The following is a 16282-nucleotide window of genomic DNA, read 5'->3' on the forward strand; positions in this document are numbered from 1 at the left end:
TGTATGGCGGCAGTATCCGCCATCGCCCTCCCGACCGACGAGCCCGTTGAGCGCCGTTCATTCACATTCGCCGCCTAGACTGGGCGGCAACCCGAATCCTCTGATCGAGATACACAAGTGATCGAAAATCTACGCAACATCGCCATCATCGCCCACGTTGACCATGGCAAGACCACCCTGGTAGACAAACTGCTGCGTCAGTCCGGCACCCTGGAGCGCAACGAGCTCAACGACGAGCGCGTGATGGACTCCAACGACCAGGAAAAAGAGCGCGGCATTACCATTCTGGCGAAAAACACCGCCATCAACTGGAACGGCTACCACATCAACATCGTGGACACCCCGGGCCACGCCGACTTCGGTGGTGAAGTAGAGCGCGTGATGTCGATGGTCGACTCCGTGCTGCTGCTGGTTGACGCCCAGGACGGCCCTATGCCGCAAACCCGTTTCGTGACCAAGAAGGCTTTCGAAGCCGGCCTGCGTCCGATCGTGGTGATCAACAAGGTCGACCGTCCGGGCGCGCGTCCTGACTGGGTTCTGGACCAGATCTTCGACCTGTTCGACAACCTGGGTGCCACCGACGAACAGCTGGACTTCAAGGTCGTCTACGCCTCGGCCCTGAACGGCATTGCCGGTCTGGACCACACCGAAATGGCCGAAGACATGACCCCGCTGTACCAGTCGATCGTCGACAACGTGCCAGCGCCAAGCGTCGACCGCGACGGTCCGTTCCAGATGCAGATCTCGGCACTGGACTACAACAGCTTCCTGGGCGTGATCGGTGTTGGCCGCATCGCCCGTGGTCGCGTCAAGCCGAACACCCCGGTTGTGGCCATCGACGTTGACGGCAAGCGCCGCAACGGTCGTATCCTCAAGCTGATGGGTCACCACGGCCTGCACCGCGTCGACGTCGAAGAAGCCCAGGCTGGCGACATCGTCTGCATCAGCGGTTTCGACGAGCTGTTCATCTCCGACACCCTGTGCTCCCCGGACGCAGTCGAGGCGATGAAGCCGCTGACCGTCGACGAGCCGACCGTTTCGATGACCTTCCAGGTCAACGACTCGCCGTTCTGCGGTAAGGAAGGCAAGTTCGTCACCAGCCGCAACATCAAGGAGCGTCTGGACAAGGAGCTGCTGTACAACGTTGCACTGCGCGTTGAAGAAGGCGACTCGGCCGACAAGTTCAAAGTATCGGGCCGTGGTGAGCTGCACCTGTCGGTACTGATCGAAACCATGCGTCGCGAAGGCTTCGAAATGGGTGTTGGTCGTCCGGAAGTGATCATCCGCGAAGTCGACGGTGCCAAGCACGAGCCGTTCGAGAACGTCACCATCGACATCCCTGAAGATTCGCAGGGCAAGGTCATGGAAGAAATGGGCCTGCGTAAAGGCGACCTGACCAACATGGTGCCGGATGGCAAGGGCCGTGTACGTCTGGAATACAACATTCCAGCCCGTGGTCTGATCGGTTTCCGCAACCAGTTCCTGACCCTGACCAACGGTGCAGGCATCCTGACCTCGATCTTCGATCGCTACGCGCCAATGAAGTCCGGCCACATGTCCGGCCGTCAGAACGGCGTACTGGTATCGGTAGAGACCGGCAAGGCGCTGACCTACTCGCTGGAAACCCTGCAGGCGCGCGGCAAGCTGTTCGTCGAGCACGGCCAGGAGATCTACAACGGTCAGATCGTCGGTCTGAACAGCCGTGACAACGACCTGGGCGTCAACCCTACCAAGGGCAAGAAGCTCGACAACATGCGTGCTTCGGGCAAAGACGAAACCATCGCTCTGGTGCCACCTGTTCGCTTCACCCTGGAACAGGCCCTGGAATTCATCCAGGACGACGAGCTGTGCGAAGTCACGCCCAAGTCGATCCGTCTGCGCAAGAAGATCCTGGACGAAGGCGAGCGTACCCGCGCTGCCAAGAAAGCCAAGAACTGAGTTAGCTCAGGCTGAATGAAAACGCCCCCGGTCGAAAGGCCGGGGGCGTTTTTGTTTGTGCAAGGCCTGAAACTTGCGCTGGCCGAATCGCGGGTCAAGCCCGCTCCCACAGGTAAATGCACAACCTTGTGGGAGCGGGCTTGACCCGCGATGCTTTTCAGCGGGCCACGGGCTTTGGCTTGTACGCGCAGTACCCCGGCCGCGGGCCGATCCTTGGGTGGTTGCGGCAGGTGTCGGGGCGCTTGTCGTAAATGGTGCAGAACCGCGTCTTGCGGTCCAGGTACAGGCAATCGTCGTTGCTCATGCGCTGCAAGGTGAAGATCCCGGACTTCTGGTTGAAGCGCTCGACGATCCCATCCTTCTGCAGGCGCTTGGCGATGTTCTTGGGCGGCTCGCCCCGTTCGAATTCGTCCACCACGCCAATGCGGATCAGATCCGTGAGCTTGACCTCCACCGGCAAGGTGCAGCAACTGGACATGCAGCCCCCGCACATGTGGCTGGAATACCTCTGCCAGGTATCCAGGCGGTCGAGTTCGGCGGCGGCAATCAGGGTCGGTTTCATCAGGTTCGGTTTTTCAGATGGTCGGGTGGGCGCGCGATCATACCGGAGTTGGTCAAAATGTGAACAACCATTTGCCGGGTTCGTGCCAACCCGGTACCGCTTTTGCACAGAAACAAACGAACCCGCGCTACCGCGCCCGGTCGAACCGTCTAGGCTGAGAAATCCCCATCCGCATTCGTCAACTTGCCCGAGGACGTCGTATGTCTCAGGAACCACTCGCACGTGACGCACAGGTGGCTGCCTTTCGCACCGCTGTACTGGAAAAACTGACCTATGCCGTCGGCAAGGACCCCGAGCACGCCTTCGACCACGACTGGTTCGAGGCCATTGCCCTGGCCGCCCGCGACCACATGGTCGACCACTGGATGGACCACACGCGGCAGATCTACCGCAAGAGCCAGAAGCGCGTCTATTACCTCTCCCTCGAATTTCTCATCGGCCGCCTGCTGTACGACAGCCTGAGCAACCTCGGCCTGCTGGACATCGCCCGTGAAGCAATGACCGGGCTGGACGTGGACCTGGAGCGCATCCGCCTGCTCGAACCCGATGCGGCGCTGGGCAACGGCGGCCTCGGGCGCCTGGCGGCGTGCTTCATGGAGAGCATGTCGACCCTGGGCATCGCCGCCCACGGCTACGGTATCCGCTATGAGCACGGGCTGTTTCGCCAGGCCGTGGTCGACGGCTGGCAGCAGGAGCAGACCGAAAACTGGCTGGATTTCGGCAACCCCTGGGAGTTCGAGCGTGCCGAGGTGATCTACCCGATCAGTTTCGGCGGCAGCGTCGAGACCCGGCACGACGAATCCGGCCAGCCGCGCCAGGTGTGGTGGCCGGCCGAAACGGTGCGTGCGGTGGCCTACGACACGCCCGTGGTGGGCTGGCGTGGTGCCAGCGTCAATACCCTGCGCCTGTGGCGCGCACGGGCCCTGGAAGAGCTGCACCTGGAGCGTTTCAATGCCGGCGACCACCTGGGCGCGGTGGCCGAAGTGGCCCGCGCCGAGAGCATCTCGCGGGTACTGTACCCGGCCGACAGCACCGAGGCCGGCCAGGAGCTGCGCCTGCGCCAGGAGTACTTCTTCGTCTCGGCCTCGCTGCAGGACCTGCTGCGCCGCCACCTGAACATGAACCCCACGCTGCTCAACCTGCACGAAAAGGCCGCCATCCAGCTCAACGACACCCACCCCTCGATTGCCGTGGCCGAGCTGATGCGCCTGCTGGTGGACCAGCACGAACTGCCGTGGGACACCGCCTGGCAGCTCACCGTCGACACCCTGGCCTACACCAACCACACCCTGCTGCCCGAGGCGCTGGAAACCTGGTCGGTGGGCCTGATGGAGCGCATGCTGCCGCGCCACATGCAGATCATCTACCTGATCAACGCCTTTCATATCGACGCGCTGCGGGCCAAGGGCATCCATGACTTCGACGTGCTGCGCGCGGTGTCGCTGATCGAGGAGGACAACGGCCGGCGGGTGCGCATGGGCAACCTGGCGTTCCTCGGGTCGCACAGCGTCAACGGCGTGTCGGGGCTGCACACCAAGCTGATGCGCAGCACCGTGTTCGCCGAACTGCACAAGCTCTACCCCGAGCGGATCAACAACAAGACCAACGGCATCACCTTCCGCCGCTGGCTGTACCAGGCCAACCCGCCGCTCACCCGCATGCTGGTGGAGGCGCTGGGGCCCGAGGTGCTGGACGACCCCGAGAAGCACCTGCGGCGCCTCGAGCCGTTCGCCGACAAGCCGGCGTTTCGCAAGGCCTTCGCCCAGCAGCGCCTGCACAGCAAGAAGGCCCTGGCCAACCTGATCCAGGAGCGCCTGGGTATCACGGTCGACCCCGAGGCGATGTTCGATGTGCAGGTCAAGCGCATCCACGAATACAAGCGCCAGCTGCTCAACCTGCTGCATACCGTGGCGCTGTACCAGGCGATCCGCGCCGAGCCGGGCACGCACTGGGCGCCGCGGGTGAAGATCTTCGCCGGCAAGGCAGCCGCCAGCTACCACCAGGCCAAGCTGATCATCAAGCTGGCCAACGACATCGCCAGGGTGGTCAACAACGACCCGACCGTGCGCGGGCTGCTCAAGGTGGTGTTCCTGCCCAACTACAACGTGAGCCTGGCCGAGAGCATCATCCCGGCGGCGGACCTGTCCGAGCAGATCTCCACCGCCGGCTACGAGGCTTCGGGCACCAGCAACATGAAGTTCGGCCTCAATGGCGCGCTGACCATCGGCACCCTGGACGGCGCCAACGTCGAGATGTGCGAGCAGGTGGGGGCCGAGCACATGTTCATCTTCGGTCTGACCTCCCAGCAGGTGGAGGCGCGCAAGCGCAGCGGCGATTTCGGTGCCAGCTCCGCCATCGGCGCCTCGTACCGGCTCAACGACGTGCTCCAGGCGATCCGCGGCGGGGTGTTCTCGCCGGACGACCCGGCGCGCTACGTGGGGCTGATCGATTCACTGGTGCCGTATGACCGCTTCCTGGTGTGCGCCGACTTCGATGCCTACTGGGAGGCCCAGCGCCGCGTCGAGGAGCTGTGGCACGACCCCCAGCAGTGGTGGCGCTCGGCCGTGCTCAATACCGCGCGCATGGGCTGGTTCTCGTCGGACCGCACCATTCGCGAATACGCCGGGGAGATCTGGAACGCGCTGGAGTAGGCACCTGGCATCGGGCCCGGGGGCGTGAACCTTCGGGCCGATGTGTCGTCTGATCGGGCGAGCATGTCCTATTGCTCGCTAGCGCTTCACTCTCCCTGTAAACTGCGTGGGTTTTTTCTACCCCATCCTCCGGAGCCTTACATGTCCCGCGTTACCCTGAGTCGCTATCTGATTGAGCAGACCCGCAGCAACAGCACCCCTGCCGATCTGCGCTTCCTTATCGAAGTGGTGGCGCGTGCGTGCAAGGAAATCAGCCACAACGTGTCCAAGGGCGCCCTTGGCGGCGTGCTGGGCAGCATGGGCACTGAAAACGTGCAGGGCGAAGTCCAGAAGAAACTGGACGTGATTTCCAACGACATCCTGCTCGAAGCCAACGAGTGGGGCGGCCACCTGGCCGGCATGGCGTCCGAAGAGATGGACAATGCCTACCAGATCCCGGGCAAGTACCCCAAGGGTGCCTACCTGCTGGTATTCGACCCGCTGGACGGTTCGTCGAACATCGACGTCAACGTCTCGGTCGGCACCATCTTCTCGGTACTGCGCTGCCCCAACGAGTACCTGAGCCAGAACGAAAGCCTCAACGAACAGGCCTTCCTGCAGCCGGGCACCAAGCAGGTGGCCGCCGGTTACGCGATCTACGGCCCGCAGACCATGCTGATCCTGACCCTGGGCAACGGCGTCAAGGGTTTCACCCTGGACCGCGAGCTGGGCAGTTTCGTGCTGACCCACGAGAACATCCAGGTGCCGGAAACCACCGCCGAGTTCGCCATCAACATGTCCAACCAGCGCCATTGGGAAGCCCCGGTGACCCGCTATGTGGGCGAACTGCTGGCTGGCGAGACCGGCCCGCTGAAAAAGAACTACAACATGCGCTGGATCGCCTCGATGGTTGCCGACGTGCACCGCATCCTGACCCGTGGCGGCCTGTTCATGTACCCGCGCGATGCGCGCGAGCCATCCAAGCCGGGCAAGCTGCGCCTGATGTACGAAGCCAACCCGATGTCGTTCATCATCGAACAGGCCGGCGGTGCTTCCACCGACGGTCGCCAGCGCATCCTCGACATCCAGCCCGAGAGCCTGCACCAGCGTGTGGCGGTGTTCCTGGGTTCGAAGCAGGAAGTCGAGCGCGTCACCGGTTATCACCAGGAGTAAATCATGCTCGCACCTTGGCAGCCGTTGCTGGAGTGGTGGTTCGGCTGGGGCACCAGCCCCCAGGCCGTGGCTGACGAGAAGAGTACGCTGTGGTTCGGCAAGCACCACGACGACGAGGCGCGCGAGCGCTTCGGAGAGCTGGCCGCGCAGGCGCTGGCCGGCGAGCTGGACGAATGGCTGGCAAGCCCCCAGGGCTGGCTGGGCCTGGTGCTGCTGCTGGACCAGCTGCCCCGCATGATCCACCGCGACACCCAGCACGCCTTCGATGGCGACCGGCGTGCGCAGGTGCTGGTGATGCAGGGCCTGGACAAGGCCTGGGACTACCAGCTGCTGCCGATCCAGCGGGTGTTCATCCTGCTGGTGCTGGAGCATGCCGAGGTGCTGGACTGGCAGAACATCAGCATCGAGCGCTATCAGTTGCTGCTGGATGCGCAGCCGGACAGTGACCGGCGCCTGTTCGAAGGTTTCCTGGACTATGCCGAGCAGCACCAGCGGGTGATTGCGCGGTTCGGCCGCTTCCCGCACCGCAACCTGGTGCTGGGGCGCCCGAGCACCGATGAAGAGATGGACTTTCTGCTGGAGCCGGGCTCGCGGTTCTGAGCTGAACCCAATCGCGGGTCAAGCCCGCTCCCACTAGGACTATCGCTGTCCTTGTGGGAGCGGGCTTGACCCGCGATTGTTTCACCCTAGATCCTGAAGCTGCCCACCAGCTGCTTCAACCTGTCCACCTGGCTCTGCAGGTCATTGCAGGCCCGCAGCGTCGCCTGCAGATTCTCCACCCCTTCCTGATTCAGCGTATTGATCTCGGTGATGTCGACATTGATCGATTCCACCACGGCCGTCTGCTCTTCGGTGGCGGTGGCCACCGATTGGTTCATCCCGTCGATTTCGCCAATGCGCACGGTCACGCTGCCCAGGCGCTCGCCGGCCTGGTTGGCAATGCCCACGCTGTGCTCGCTCTGGCGCTGACTCTCGGTCATGGTGCCCACCGCCACCTGTGCGCCGGCCTGCAACTGCTCGATGATCTTCTGCACCTGTTGCGCCGAGTCCTGGGTACGGTGGGCCAGGTTGCGCACCTCGTCGGCCACCACCGCAAACCCGCGACCGGCCTCGCCGGCACGTGCCGCCTCGATGGCCGCGTTCAGTGCCAGCAGGTTGGTCTGCTGGGAAATGCCGCTGATCACCTCGAGAATCTGACCGATGTTCACCGTGTTGGCGTTGAGCGTCTCGATATGGGTGCTGGCGTCGCTGATCTTGCTCGACAGCTGGTTCATCACCGCAATGGTCTGGTCGACCACCTGCTGGCCGTCTTCGGCCAGGTTGCGTGCTTCGCTGGAGTGCTGTGAGGCAAGGGCGGCGTTGTGGGCGATCTCATGGGCGGCGGCGCCCAGCTGGTTGATCGCCGCCGCCACGCTGCTGGTGCGGCCCGACTGCTGGTCGGCATTGTGGATCGACGCGTTCGAGGCGCTGACCACGCGCAGGGCCACTTCATTGACCCGACCGGTGGCCGAGGACACTTCGCTGATCGAGTTGTGGATACGTTCCACGAAGCGGTTGAACGAGGAGCCCAGCGCGCCGAACTCGTCATGGGCATGAATGCGCAGGCGCCGGGTCAGGTCGCCTTCGCCTTCGGCGATATCGTGCATGGCGCGGCCCATCACATGCAGCGGCTCCATCAGGACACGGATCAGCACGCCGAGCAAGGCGATGATGATCAACACGGCGATGGCCGTGGCCACGATGGCCGAGGTACGAAACTCGCCGAGCATGGCAAAGGCGTAGTCCTGGTCGACCACCATCGCCACGTACCAGTCGGCCGAAGGCACGCCGTTGACGCGGGTGAAACTGATGAACTGCCGGCGCCCGTCCTGCTCGACTTCCTTGAGGCCGCTACCCGGCTGCGGCGTGCCCTGCGGGTAGGCATCGGCCAGGCGCTTGAGGGTCAGCGAGCTGTCCGGGTGGATCAGGATCTTGCCCTCGGCATTGACGATGAACGCCAGGCCGTGGCCGTCGAAGTTCAGCGAGTTGATGATGCTGCTAATGGTGTCCAGGTCGGTGTCGGCACCGCTGACACCGATCAGGCGGCCAGCCTGCTGCACCGGGGTGGCAATGGTGATCACCAGCTTGCCCGAGGAGGCCGAGACGTAGGGTTCGGTAACGATGCTGCGCCCGGCCTCGCTGGCGCCCTTGTACCAGCCGCGTACCCGTGGGTCGTAGTCGGCGGCGCGGTTGCCCGTGGGCACCGATTGCATGCTGCCGTCCTGGCCGCCGAAGTAGGTCAGGGTGAAGTTGTTGGCATACACCGGCAACGCCATCAGCCGGTCCAGGCTCGGCTTGCCGGGGCCATCCACGGCCACCTGCTGGGCAAACGAATGCTGCAGCTGGATGCGGCTCTGCAGCCAGGTCTGGATGTTGCTGGTGGTAAGGCTGCCGAGCTCCTGCATCGTGGCCTCGGTGTTGCTGCGCAGCGACTGGCGCTGGCGGTAATCGTTGAACAGGATGAAACAGGTAAACGCCACCGCGACCACGAGGGCGGCGGCCAGCAGGATCTTGTGGCTGAACTTCAGGTTTTTGGTCATTGCGAGGTCTGTCTGCACAAGGCGGTCAACGGGGAGGGCGCGGCGAAACGTCGCAGCGCCCTCCTGTGTCGTCCGCGCCGGGCAAAAAATGAGGCGGATGTGCGACTAGTCGACAAATGGCAACGATAACCGTGCAGGTAAATGGGGTTGCCGGGAACCGGATAGGGGTTTTTGCTTCTAAGCTCGAGTCAGGCCCCGTGCTTGCACCCTCATGTTCAGGAGTGACCCCATGTCGTTGCGTTCCCTCGCCCTGTTGTCGTTGTGCGTGTTGCTGGCCGCATGCAGCAAGATCAACCAGGAAAACTATTCCAAGCTCCAGGCCGGCATGCCCAAGGCCGAGGTCGAGCGACTGCTGGGCAGCCCCACCGAGTGTTCCGGCGCACTGGGCATGACCAGTTGTACCTGGGGCGACCAGAAAGCCTTCATCAGCGTGCAGTACGCCGCCGACAAGGTGCTGATGTACTCGGGGCAGGGTCTCAAATGAAACGCCTGCCCCTGCTGTTGAGCCTGTGCGCCGGCCTGCTGCTGACCGGTTGTGCGCATTCGCGCGACGACGGGCCGTTGCCGCCCAAGACCGTCGACAGCGTCGACCTCAAGCGTTACCAGGGCAAGTGGTTCGAACTGGCGCGGCTGCCGATGTTCTTCCAGCGCAATTGCGCGCAGAGCGAAGCGCATTACAACCTCAAGCCGGACGGCACGGTGGGCGTGCTCAACCGCTGCATCACGCTCGAGGGCGAGTGGGAGGAGGCCAGTGGTACGGCGACGCCACAGGTGCAGGGCAAGACCGACAAGCTGTGGGTGGAGTTCGACAACTGGTTCTCGCGGTTACTGCCGGGGGTGACGAAGGGCGATTACTGGGTGCTGTACGTGGACAAGGACTACCAGACGGCACTGGTGGGCAACCCGGACCGCAAGTACCTGTGGATACTGTCGCGCACGCCGACGATTCCGGCGCTGGAGCGCGAGAGCCTGCTGGCGCGGGCGCGTCAGCAGGGGTATGACACCACGCGGCTGATCTGGCGGGTTTCGGACAGGGACATCGCGCACAGTCAGTGAGGGCCTCTTCGCGGGCCAAGCCCGCTCCCACAGGATCAGCATAAACCCTGTGGGAGCGGGCTTGACCCGCGATAATCACGGCGTGGTTCTGGCTCAGCCCAGCACTTCGCGAAGCACCCCGGCAAACGCCCGCGAACTCTGTTCTTCACCCGCATGCCGACCCTGCTTGACCACCCACTTGCCATTCACCATCACATCGCGCACCTGCCGGTCGCCGCCGGCAAACAGCCAGCGATTGAGAACACCGTCCCCGCTCGCCGTGGCGATATACGGATCGGCCCCATCCAGCACGATCCAGTCGGCCCGCCGGCCCACCGCCAGTTCGCCAACCGGCTGCCCCAGCGCCTGCGCACCGCCGGCCAGGGCCGCATCGAACAGGGTGCGCCCCACCATCGGCTGATCGGCTCCATGCAACCGGTTGCGCCGCTGGTCGCGCAGGCGTTGGCCATATTCGAGCCAGCGCAATTCCTCCACCACGCTCAGCGACACATGGCTGTCCGAGCCGATGCCCATGCGCCCGCCCTGGGCCAGGTAGTCGACGGCAGGGAAGATGCCGTCGCCCAGGTTGGCCTCGGTGGTCAGGCACAGGCCGGCCACCGCCTTGCTGCGCGCCATGGCGCTGACTTCGTCGGGCTCGGCGTGGGTGGCATGCACCAGGCACCAGCGCTGGTCGACGTCGACGTTTTCATACAGCCACTGCAACGGCCGGCGGCCACTCCAGGCCAGGCAGTCGTCGACTTCCTTCTGCTGTTCGGCAATATGGATGTGCACTGGGCAGGCCTTGTCACTGGCAGCCATGACCTGGGCGATCTGCTGCGGGGTGACCGCGCGCAGGGAGTGAAAGCACAGCCCCAGGCGCTGCGCCGGTTGCTGGGCGAGCAGCGGCGCCAGTTGCGTGTGCAGGTGCAGGTACTGCTCGGTGCCGTTGATGAAGCGACGTTGCCCGTCATTGGGCGCCTGCCCGCCGAAACCCGAGTGGCTGTACAGCACCGGCAGCAAGGTCAGGCCGATGCCGGTGTCGGCGGCGGCCTGGCTGATGCGCAGCGACAGTTCGGCCGGGTCGGCATAGGCCTTGCCCTGGGCGTCATGGTGCACGTAATGGAATTCGGCCACCGAGGTGTAGCCGGCCTTGAGCATCTCGATGTACAGCTGGCGCGCGATGATGCCCAGTTGCTCGGGGCTGATCCGGCCCACCAGCCGGTACATCAGCTCGCGCCAGGTCCAGAAGCTGTCGTTGGGGTTGCCGGCCACTTCCGCCAGGCCGGCCATGGCGCGCTGGAAGGCGTGCGAGTGCAGGTTCGGCATGCCCGGCAGCAACGGCCCGGCCAGGCGCTCGGCGCCATCTGCCGAGGCGCCTGGCTGTACGCTATTCAACAGGCCGTCGGGGCCTGTCTCGATTCGCACGTTTTCTGCCCAGCCTGTAGGCAACAAAGCACGTTCGGCAAAGAACACGGACATCGGTACGCCACCCTTTTCTGGTTATTTGTATATACATATACAGACGTTTGCCTGCCCGGTAAACTGCGGCACTCTACCGGTCATACTCATCACCAAGGATTTTTGCCGTGTCGACACCTCCTGTCTCCGCGTTGGTTGCCCACATGGGCGAGGGCCCGGCGCCGCTGTATGCGCGGGTCAAGCAGATGATCGCCCAGCAGATCCAGAACGGCAGCTGGCCGCCGCATCACCGCGTACCGTCCGAGAGCGAACTGGTCACCGAGCTGGGCTTCAGCCGCATGACCATCAACCGCGCCTTGCGCGAGCTGACCGCCGAAGGCCTGCTGGTGCGCATGCAGGGCGTCGGCACCTTCGTCGCCGAGCCCAAGAGCCGCTCGGCGCTGTTCGAGGTCAACAACATCGCCGACGAGATCGCCGCGCGCGGCCACCAGCACAGCTGCAAGGTGATCACCCTGACCGAAGAGGCGGCAGGCTCGGAGCGGGCGCTGGCGCTGGACATGCGCGAAGGGCAGCGGGTGTTCCATTCGCTGATCGTGCACTACGAAAACGGCATCCCGGTGCAGATCGAGGACCGCTTCGTCAACGCCCAGGTCGCCCCTGACTACCTCAAGCAGGACTTCACCCGCCAGACCCCCTACGCCTACCTGTCCCAGGTGGCGCCGCTGACCGAAGGCGAGCACGTGGTCGAGGCGATCCTGGCCGAACCCGAGGAATGCCGCCTGCTGCAGATCGAGCCGGGCGAGCCGTGCCTGCTGATCCGCCGGCGCACCTGGTCGGGTCGCCAGCCGGTCACGGCGGCGCGCCTGATTCACCCCGGTTCCCGTCACCGCCTGGAAGGACGCTTCAGCAAATGAGTTCGTTGACCCTGTTACGTGCCGCCGACTACCCGCGCATGCCGTGGAAGAACGGCGGCGGCAGTACCGAAGAGATCACCCGCGATGGCGGGGCCGGCCTGGAGGGCTTTGGCTGGCGCCTGTCGATTGCCGACATCGCCGAGTCGGGCGGGTTCTCCAGCTTTGCCGGGTATCAGCGCGTGATCAGCGTGCTGCAGGGCGATGGCATGCGCCTGATGGTGGATGGCCAGGCCAGCCGCGAGCTGCTGGCGTTCGATGCCTTCGCCTTCAGCGGCGAAAGTGCAGTGAGCTGCAACCTGCTGGGCGGACCGATTCGCGACTTCAACCTGATCTATGCGCCGCAGCGGTTTGCCGCGCGGTTGCAGTGGCTGCCGGGTGAAAGCCGGGTGTACAGCTCGGCCCAGACGCTGCTGGTGTTCGCGGCGCACGAGCGGGTGCGGGTCAAGGTCGCAGGGCATGCCGAGCAGTGGCTGGGTCGCTATGACTGCCTGCGGCTGGACGGCAATCACGGGTTGCTGGAGTTCGAGGTCAGTGGGCAGATCTGCCTGATCGAGCTGACCGAACGTTAAGGGCTTCGCCAGCAAGGCTGGCTCCTGCAGGTTCCATTCTTTTTTTGCGTGTGGGAGCCGGCCTTGCCGGCGAAGCGGACGACACTGTTTTTTGGTTGCCTGTACTTGTACATACAAGTAAATATATGTTTGTATTGCATCCATGGCAGTGCCATCCCGAATTCGCCTTTCGCTCGAGGAGCCCTTACGTGACGAACAAGCACAATAAATTCCGTGACGTCGAAATTCGCGCCCCGCGCGGCACCCAGCTCACCGCCAAGAGCTGGCTGACCGAAGCGCCACTGCGCATGCTGATGAACAACCTCGACCCGCAAGTTGCCGAGAACCCCAAGGAGCTGGTGGTGTACGGCGGCATCGGCCGCGCCGCGCGCAACTGGGAGTGCTACGACAAGATCGTCGAGAGCCTCACCCACCTGAATGACGACGAGACCCTGCTGGTGCAATCCGGCAAGCCGGTCGGCGTGTTCAAGACCCACAGCAACGCCCCGCGCGTACTGATCGCCAACTCCAACCTGGTGCCGCACTGGGCCAACTGGGAACATTTCAACGAACTCGATGCCAAGGGCCTGGCCATGTACGGCCAGATGACCGCCGGCAGCTGGATCTACATCGGCAGCCAGGGCATCGTGCAGGGCACCTACGAAACCTTCGTCGAAGCCGGCCGCCAGCACTACAACGGCAGCCTCAAGGGCAAGTGGGTGCTCACCGCGGGCCTGGGCGGCATGGGCGGCGCGCAGCCACTGGCCGCGACCCTGGCCGGCGCCTGCTCGCTGAACATCGAATGCCAGCAGAGCCGCATCGACTTCCGCCTGAGCAGCCGCTACGTGGATGAACAGGCCACCGACCTGGACGACGCCCTGGCGCGCATCGCCAGATACACGGGCGAAGGCAAGGCCATCTCCATCGCCCTGCTGGGCAATGCCGCCGAAATCCTGCCCGAGCTGGTCAAGCGCGGCGTGCGCCCCGACATGGTCACCGACCAGACCAGCGCCCACGACCCGCTCAATGGCTACCTGCCGGCCGGCTGGACCTGGGAGCAGTACCGCGACCGCGCGCAGACCGAACCGGCGGCGGTGGTCAAGGCTGCCAGGCAGTCGATGGCCGTGCACGTGCAGGCCATGCTCGACTTCCAGAAGCAGGGCATCCCGACCTTCGACTACGGCAACAACATTCGTCAGATGGCCAAGGAAGAGGGTGTGACCAACGCCTTCGACTTCCCCGGCTTCGTACCTGCCTATATCCGCCCGCTGTTCTGCCGCGGCGTGGGCCCGTTCCGCTGGGCCGCGCTGTCGGGCGACGCCCAGGACATCTACAAGACCGACGCCAAGGTCAAGGAGCTGATCCCCGACGACGCGCACCTGCACAACTGGCTGGACATGGCCCGCGAGCGCATCAGCTTCCAGGGCCTGCCGGCACGTATCTGCTGGGTCGGCCTGGGCCTGCGCGCCAAGCTGGGCCTGGCGTTCAACGAAATGGTGCGCAGCGGCGAGCTGTCGGCACCGATCGTGATCGGCCGCGACCACCTGGACTCCGGCTCCGTCTCGAGCCCCAACCGTGAAACCGAAGCCATGCAGGACGGCTCCGACGCCGTGTCCGACTGGCCGCTGCTCAATGCCCTGCTCAACACCGCCAGCGGCGCGACCTGGGTATCGCTGCACCACGGCGGCGGGGTGGGCATGGGCTTCTCGCAGCACTCGGGCATGGTCATCGTGTGCGACGGCACCGACGAAGCCGCCGAGCGTATTGCCCGCGTCCTGCACAACGACCCGGCCACCGGCGTGATGCGCCATGCCGATGCCGGTTATCAGATCGCCATCGACTGCGCGAAAGAGCAGGGCCTGAACCTGCCGATGATCACGCGCTGAGCGGCGCCCTGGTCGATACTGAATTCATGACGGGCGTGAACGCCTTTCGAGACGGAGCAATAACGTGACCCAACTGACCCTGAAGCCTGGCACCCTGACCTTGGCTCAGCTGCGTGCGATCTACCAGCAACCGCTGACCCTGCAACTGGACGCCAGCGCCGATAAGCAGATCGAAGACAGCGTGGCCTGCGTCGAGCAGATCCTTGCCGAGGACCGCACCGCCTACGGTATCAATACCGGTTTCGGCCTGCTGGCCTCGACCCGCATCGCCAGCCACGACCTGGAGAACCTGCAGCGCTCGCTGGTGCTGTCCCACGCCGCCGGCGTCGGCGCGCCGCTGGACGACGCCCTGGTGCGCCTGATCATGGTGCTCAAGGTCAACAGCCTGAGCCGTGGTTTTTCCGGCATCCGGCGCAAGGTGATCGACGCGCTGATCGCCCTGATCAACGCCGAGGTCTACCCGCACATTCCGCTCAAGGGCTCGGTGGGCGCCTCCGGCGACCTCGCACCGCTGGCGCACATGTCGCTGGTGCTGCTGGGCGAAGGCAAGGCCCGCCACAAGGGCCAATGGCTGTCGGCCACCGAAGCGCTGGCGGTGGCCGGCCTCGAGCCGCTGACCCTGGCTGCCAAGGAGGGCCTGGCCCTGCTCAATGGCACCCAGGCGTCCACTGCCTATGCGCTGCGCGGGCTGTTCGAAGGCGAAGACCTGTTCGCTGCCGCCGTCGCCTGCGGCAGCCTCACCGTCGAAGCGGTGCTGGGCTCGCGCTCGCCCTTCGATGACCGCATTCATCAGGCCCGCGGCCAGCGTGGCCAGATCGACTCGGCCGCCTGCTACCGCGACCTGCTGGGCGACGGCAGCGAAGTGTCGGCCTCGCACCAGAACTGCGGCAAGGTGCAGGACCCGTACTCCCTGCGTTGCCAGCCACAGGTGATGGGCGCCTGCCTGACCCAGTTGCGCCAGGCCGCCGAGGTACTGGTGGTGGAGGCCAACGCGGTGTCCGACAACCCGCTGGTATTCGCCAAGGAGGGTGACGTGATCTCCGGTGGCAACTTCCACGCCGAGCCGGTGGCCATGGCCGCCGACAACATGGCCCTGGCCATCGCCGAAATCGGTTCGCTGAGCGAGCGGCGCATCTCGCTGATGATGGACAAGCACATGTCGCAGTTGCCGCCGTTCCTGGTGGCCAATGGCGGGGTCAACTCCGGCTTCATGATCGCCCAGGTCACCGCCGCCGCGCTGGCCAGCGAGAACAAGGCGCTGGCGCACCCGCACAGCGTCGACAGCATTCCCACCTCGGCCAACCAGGAAGACCACGTGTCGATGGCCCCGGCCGCCGGCAAGCGCCTGTGGGAAATGGCCGAGAACACCCGCGGTGTGCTGGCCGTGGAATGGCTGGCCGCCTGCCAGGGCCTGGACCTGCGCACCGGCCTCAAGACCTCGCCCAAGCTGGAGCAGGCGCGCCAGGCCCTGCGCGGCCAGGTCGCGCACTACGACAAGGACCGTTTCTTCGCCCCCGACATCGAGGCGGCCATCGCCCTGCTGGCAGCGGGCACGCTGACCGGCCTGCTGCCGGCCAAGGTGCTGCCCAGCCTCTGAC

General features: G+C 64.7%; 13 protein-coding genes. 10 read left to right on the forward strand and 3 right to left on the reverse strand.

The window, feature by feature from the left end; genetic code table 11:
- The first annotated feature begins 117 nt into the window (after positions 1-117).
- Entirely contained in the window at positions 118-1938 is a 1821-nt protein-coding gene (gene typA, locus DN388_RS13930) for a translational GTPase TypA (RefSeq protein ID WP_210013908.1), read from the forward strand.
- Between the two features lie 157 nt (positions 1939-2095).
- Here the strand turns inward: typA and DN388_RS13935 are convergent, their stop codons facing one another.
- Positions 2096-2500 carry a YkgJ family cysteine cluster protein gene (locus DN388_RS13935; RefSeq protein WP_043862189.1) on the reverse strand — a complete coding sequence of 135 codons (405 nt, stop codon included), beginning with the start codon at positions 2498-2500 and terminating at the stop codon, positions 2096-2098.
- A 200-nt stretch (positions 2501-2700) separates the two neighbouring features.
- Here DN388_RS13935 and DN388_RS13940 point away from each other — a divergent pair, with 200 nt between their 5' ends.
- The 3 genes from DN388_RS13940 (at position 2701) to DN388_RS13950 (ending at position 6903) form a co-directional block, all read left to right on the forward strand.
- Positions 2701-5151 (forward strand): glycogen/starch/alpha-glucan phosphorylase, encoded by a 2451-nt coding sequence (locus DN388_RS13940; protein WP_058541651.1) that lies wholly within the window; start codon positions 2701-2703, stop codon positions 5149-5151.
- 141 nt (positions 5152-5292) lie between these two features.
- On the forward strand, positions 5293-6303 hold the full coding sequence (locus DN388_RS13945; RefSeq protein WP_043862187.1) for a class 1 fructose-bisphosphatase: 1011 nt from the start codon (positions 5293-5295) through the stop codon (positions 6301-6303).
- Positions 6304-6306: 3 nt separating this feature from the next.
- Positions 6307-6903 carry a DUF924 family protein gene (locus DN388_RS13950; protein ID WP_043862186.1) on the forward strand — a complete coding sequence of 199 codons (597 nt, stop codon included), beginning with the start codon at positions 6307-6309 and terminating at the stop codon, positions 6901-6903.
- Between the two features lie 86 nt (positions 6904-6989).
- On the opposite strand, the gene DN388_RS13955 is transcribed toward DN388_RS13950, so the two are convergent.
- Positions 6990-8882, reverse strand: coding sequence for a methyl-accepting chemotaxis protein (locus tag DN388_RS13955; RefSeq protein ID WP_255000493.1), 1893 nt, complete (start codon positions 8880-8882; stop codon positions 6990-6992).
- 229 nt (positions 8883-9111) lie between these two features.
- On the opposite strand from DN388_RS13955, the gene bamE reads away from it, so the two are divergent.
- On the forward strand, positions 9112-9366 hold the full coding sequence (gene bamE, locus DN388_RS13960) for an outer membrane protein assembly factor BamE (RefSeq protein ID WP_043862184.1): 255 nt from the start codon (positions 9112-9114) through the stop codon (positions 9364-9366).
- Complete coding sequence (locus DN388_RS13965) at positions 9363-9938, forward strand: lipocalin family protein (RefSeq protein WP_043862183.1); 576 nt, start codon at positions 9363-9365, stop codon at positions 9936-9938. Before bamE ends, DN388_RS13965 begins: the two co-directional genes overlap by 4 nt.
- Positions 9939-10031: 93 nt before the next feature.
- Here DN388_RS13965 and DN388_RS13970 read toward each other — a convergent pair whose 3' ends face one another.
- Positions 10032-11396 carry a formimidoylglutamate deiminase gene (locus tag DN388_RS13970; RefSeq protein ID WP_255000495.1) on the reverse strand — a complete coding sequence of 455 codons (1365 nt, stop codon included), beginning with the start codon at positions 11394-11396 and terminating at the stop codon, positions 10032-10034.
- Between the two features lie 143 nt (positions 11397-11539).
- Here DN388_RS13970 and hutC point away from each other — a divergent pair, with 143 nt between their 5' ends.
- From hutC to hutH, 4 genes are all read left to right on the forward strand, one after another.
- Positions 11540-12250: a histidine utilization repressor gene (gene hutC / locus DN388_RS13975; RefSeq protein WP_162484873.1), complete on the forward strand. Its 711-nt coding sequence runs from the start codon at positions 11540-11542 to the stop codon at positions 12248-12250.
- A complete protein-coding gene (locus DN388_RS13980) occupies positions 12247-12819 on the forward strand; it encodes a HutD family protein (RefSeq protein ID WP_116052515.1) in 573 nt (190 codons plus the stop codon). Before hutC ends, DN388_RS13980 begins: the two co-directional genes overlap by 4 nt.
- Positions 12820-13007: 188 nt before the next feature.
- Positions 13008-14684, forward strand: a complete 1677-nt coding sequence (gene hutU, locus DN388_RS13985; RefSeq protein WP_043862179.1) for a urocanate hydratase — start codon at positions 13008-13010, stop codon at positions 14682-14684.
- A 64-nt stretch (positions 14685-14748) separates the two neighbouring features.
- Entirely contained in the window at positions 14749-16281 is a 1533-nt protein-coding gene (gene hutH, locus DN388_RS13990) for a histidine ammonia-lyase (protein WP_255000501.1), read from the forward strand.
- Position 16282: the final 1 nt, after the last annotated feature.

The sequence above is a fragment of the Pseudomonas sp. S12(2018) genome, from assembly GCF_024355235.1.
Taxonomy (GTDB): Bacteria; Pseudomonadota; Gammaproteobacteria; order Pseudomonadales; family Pseudomonadaceae; genus Aquipseudomonas; species Aquipseudomonas palmensis.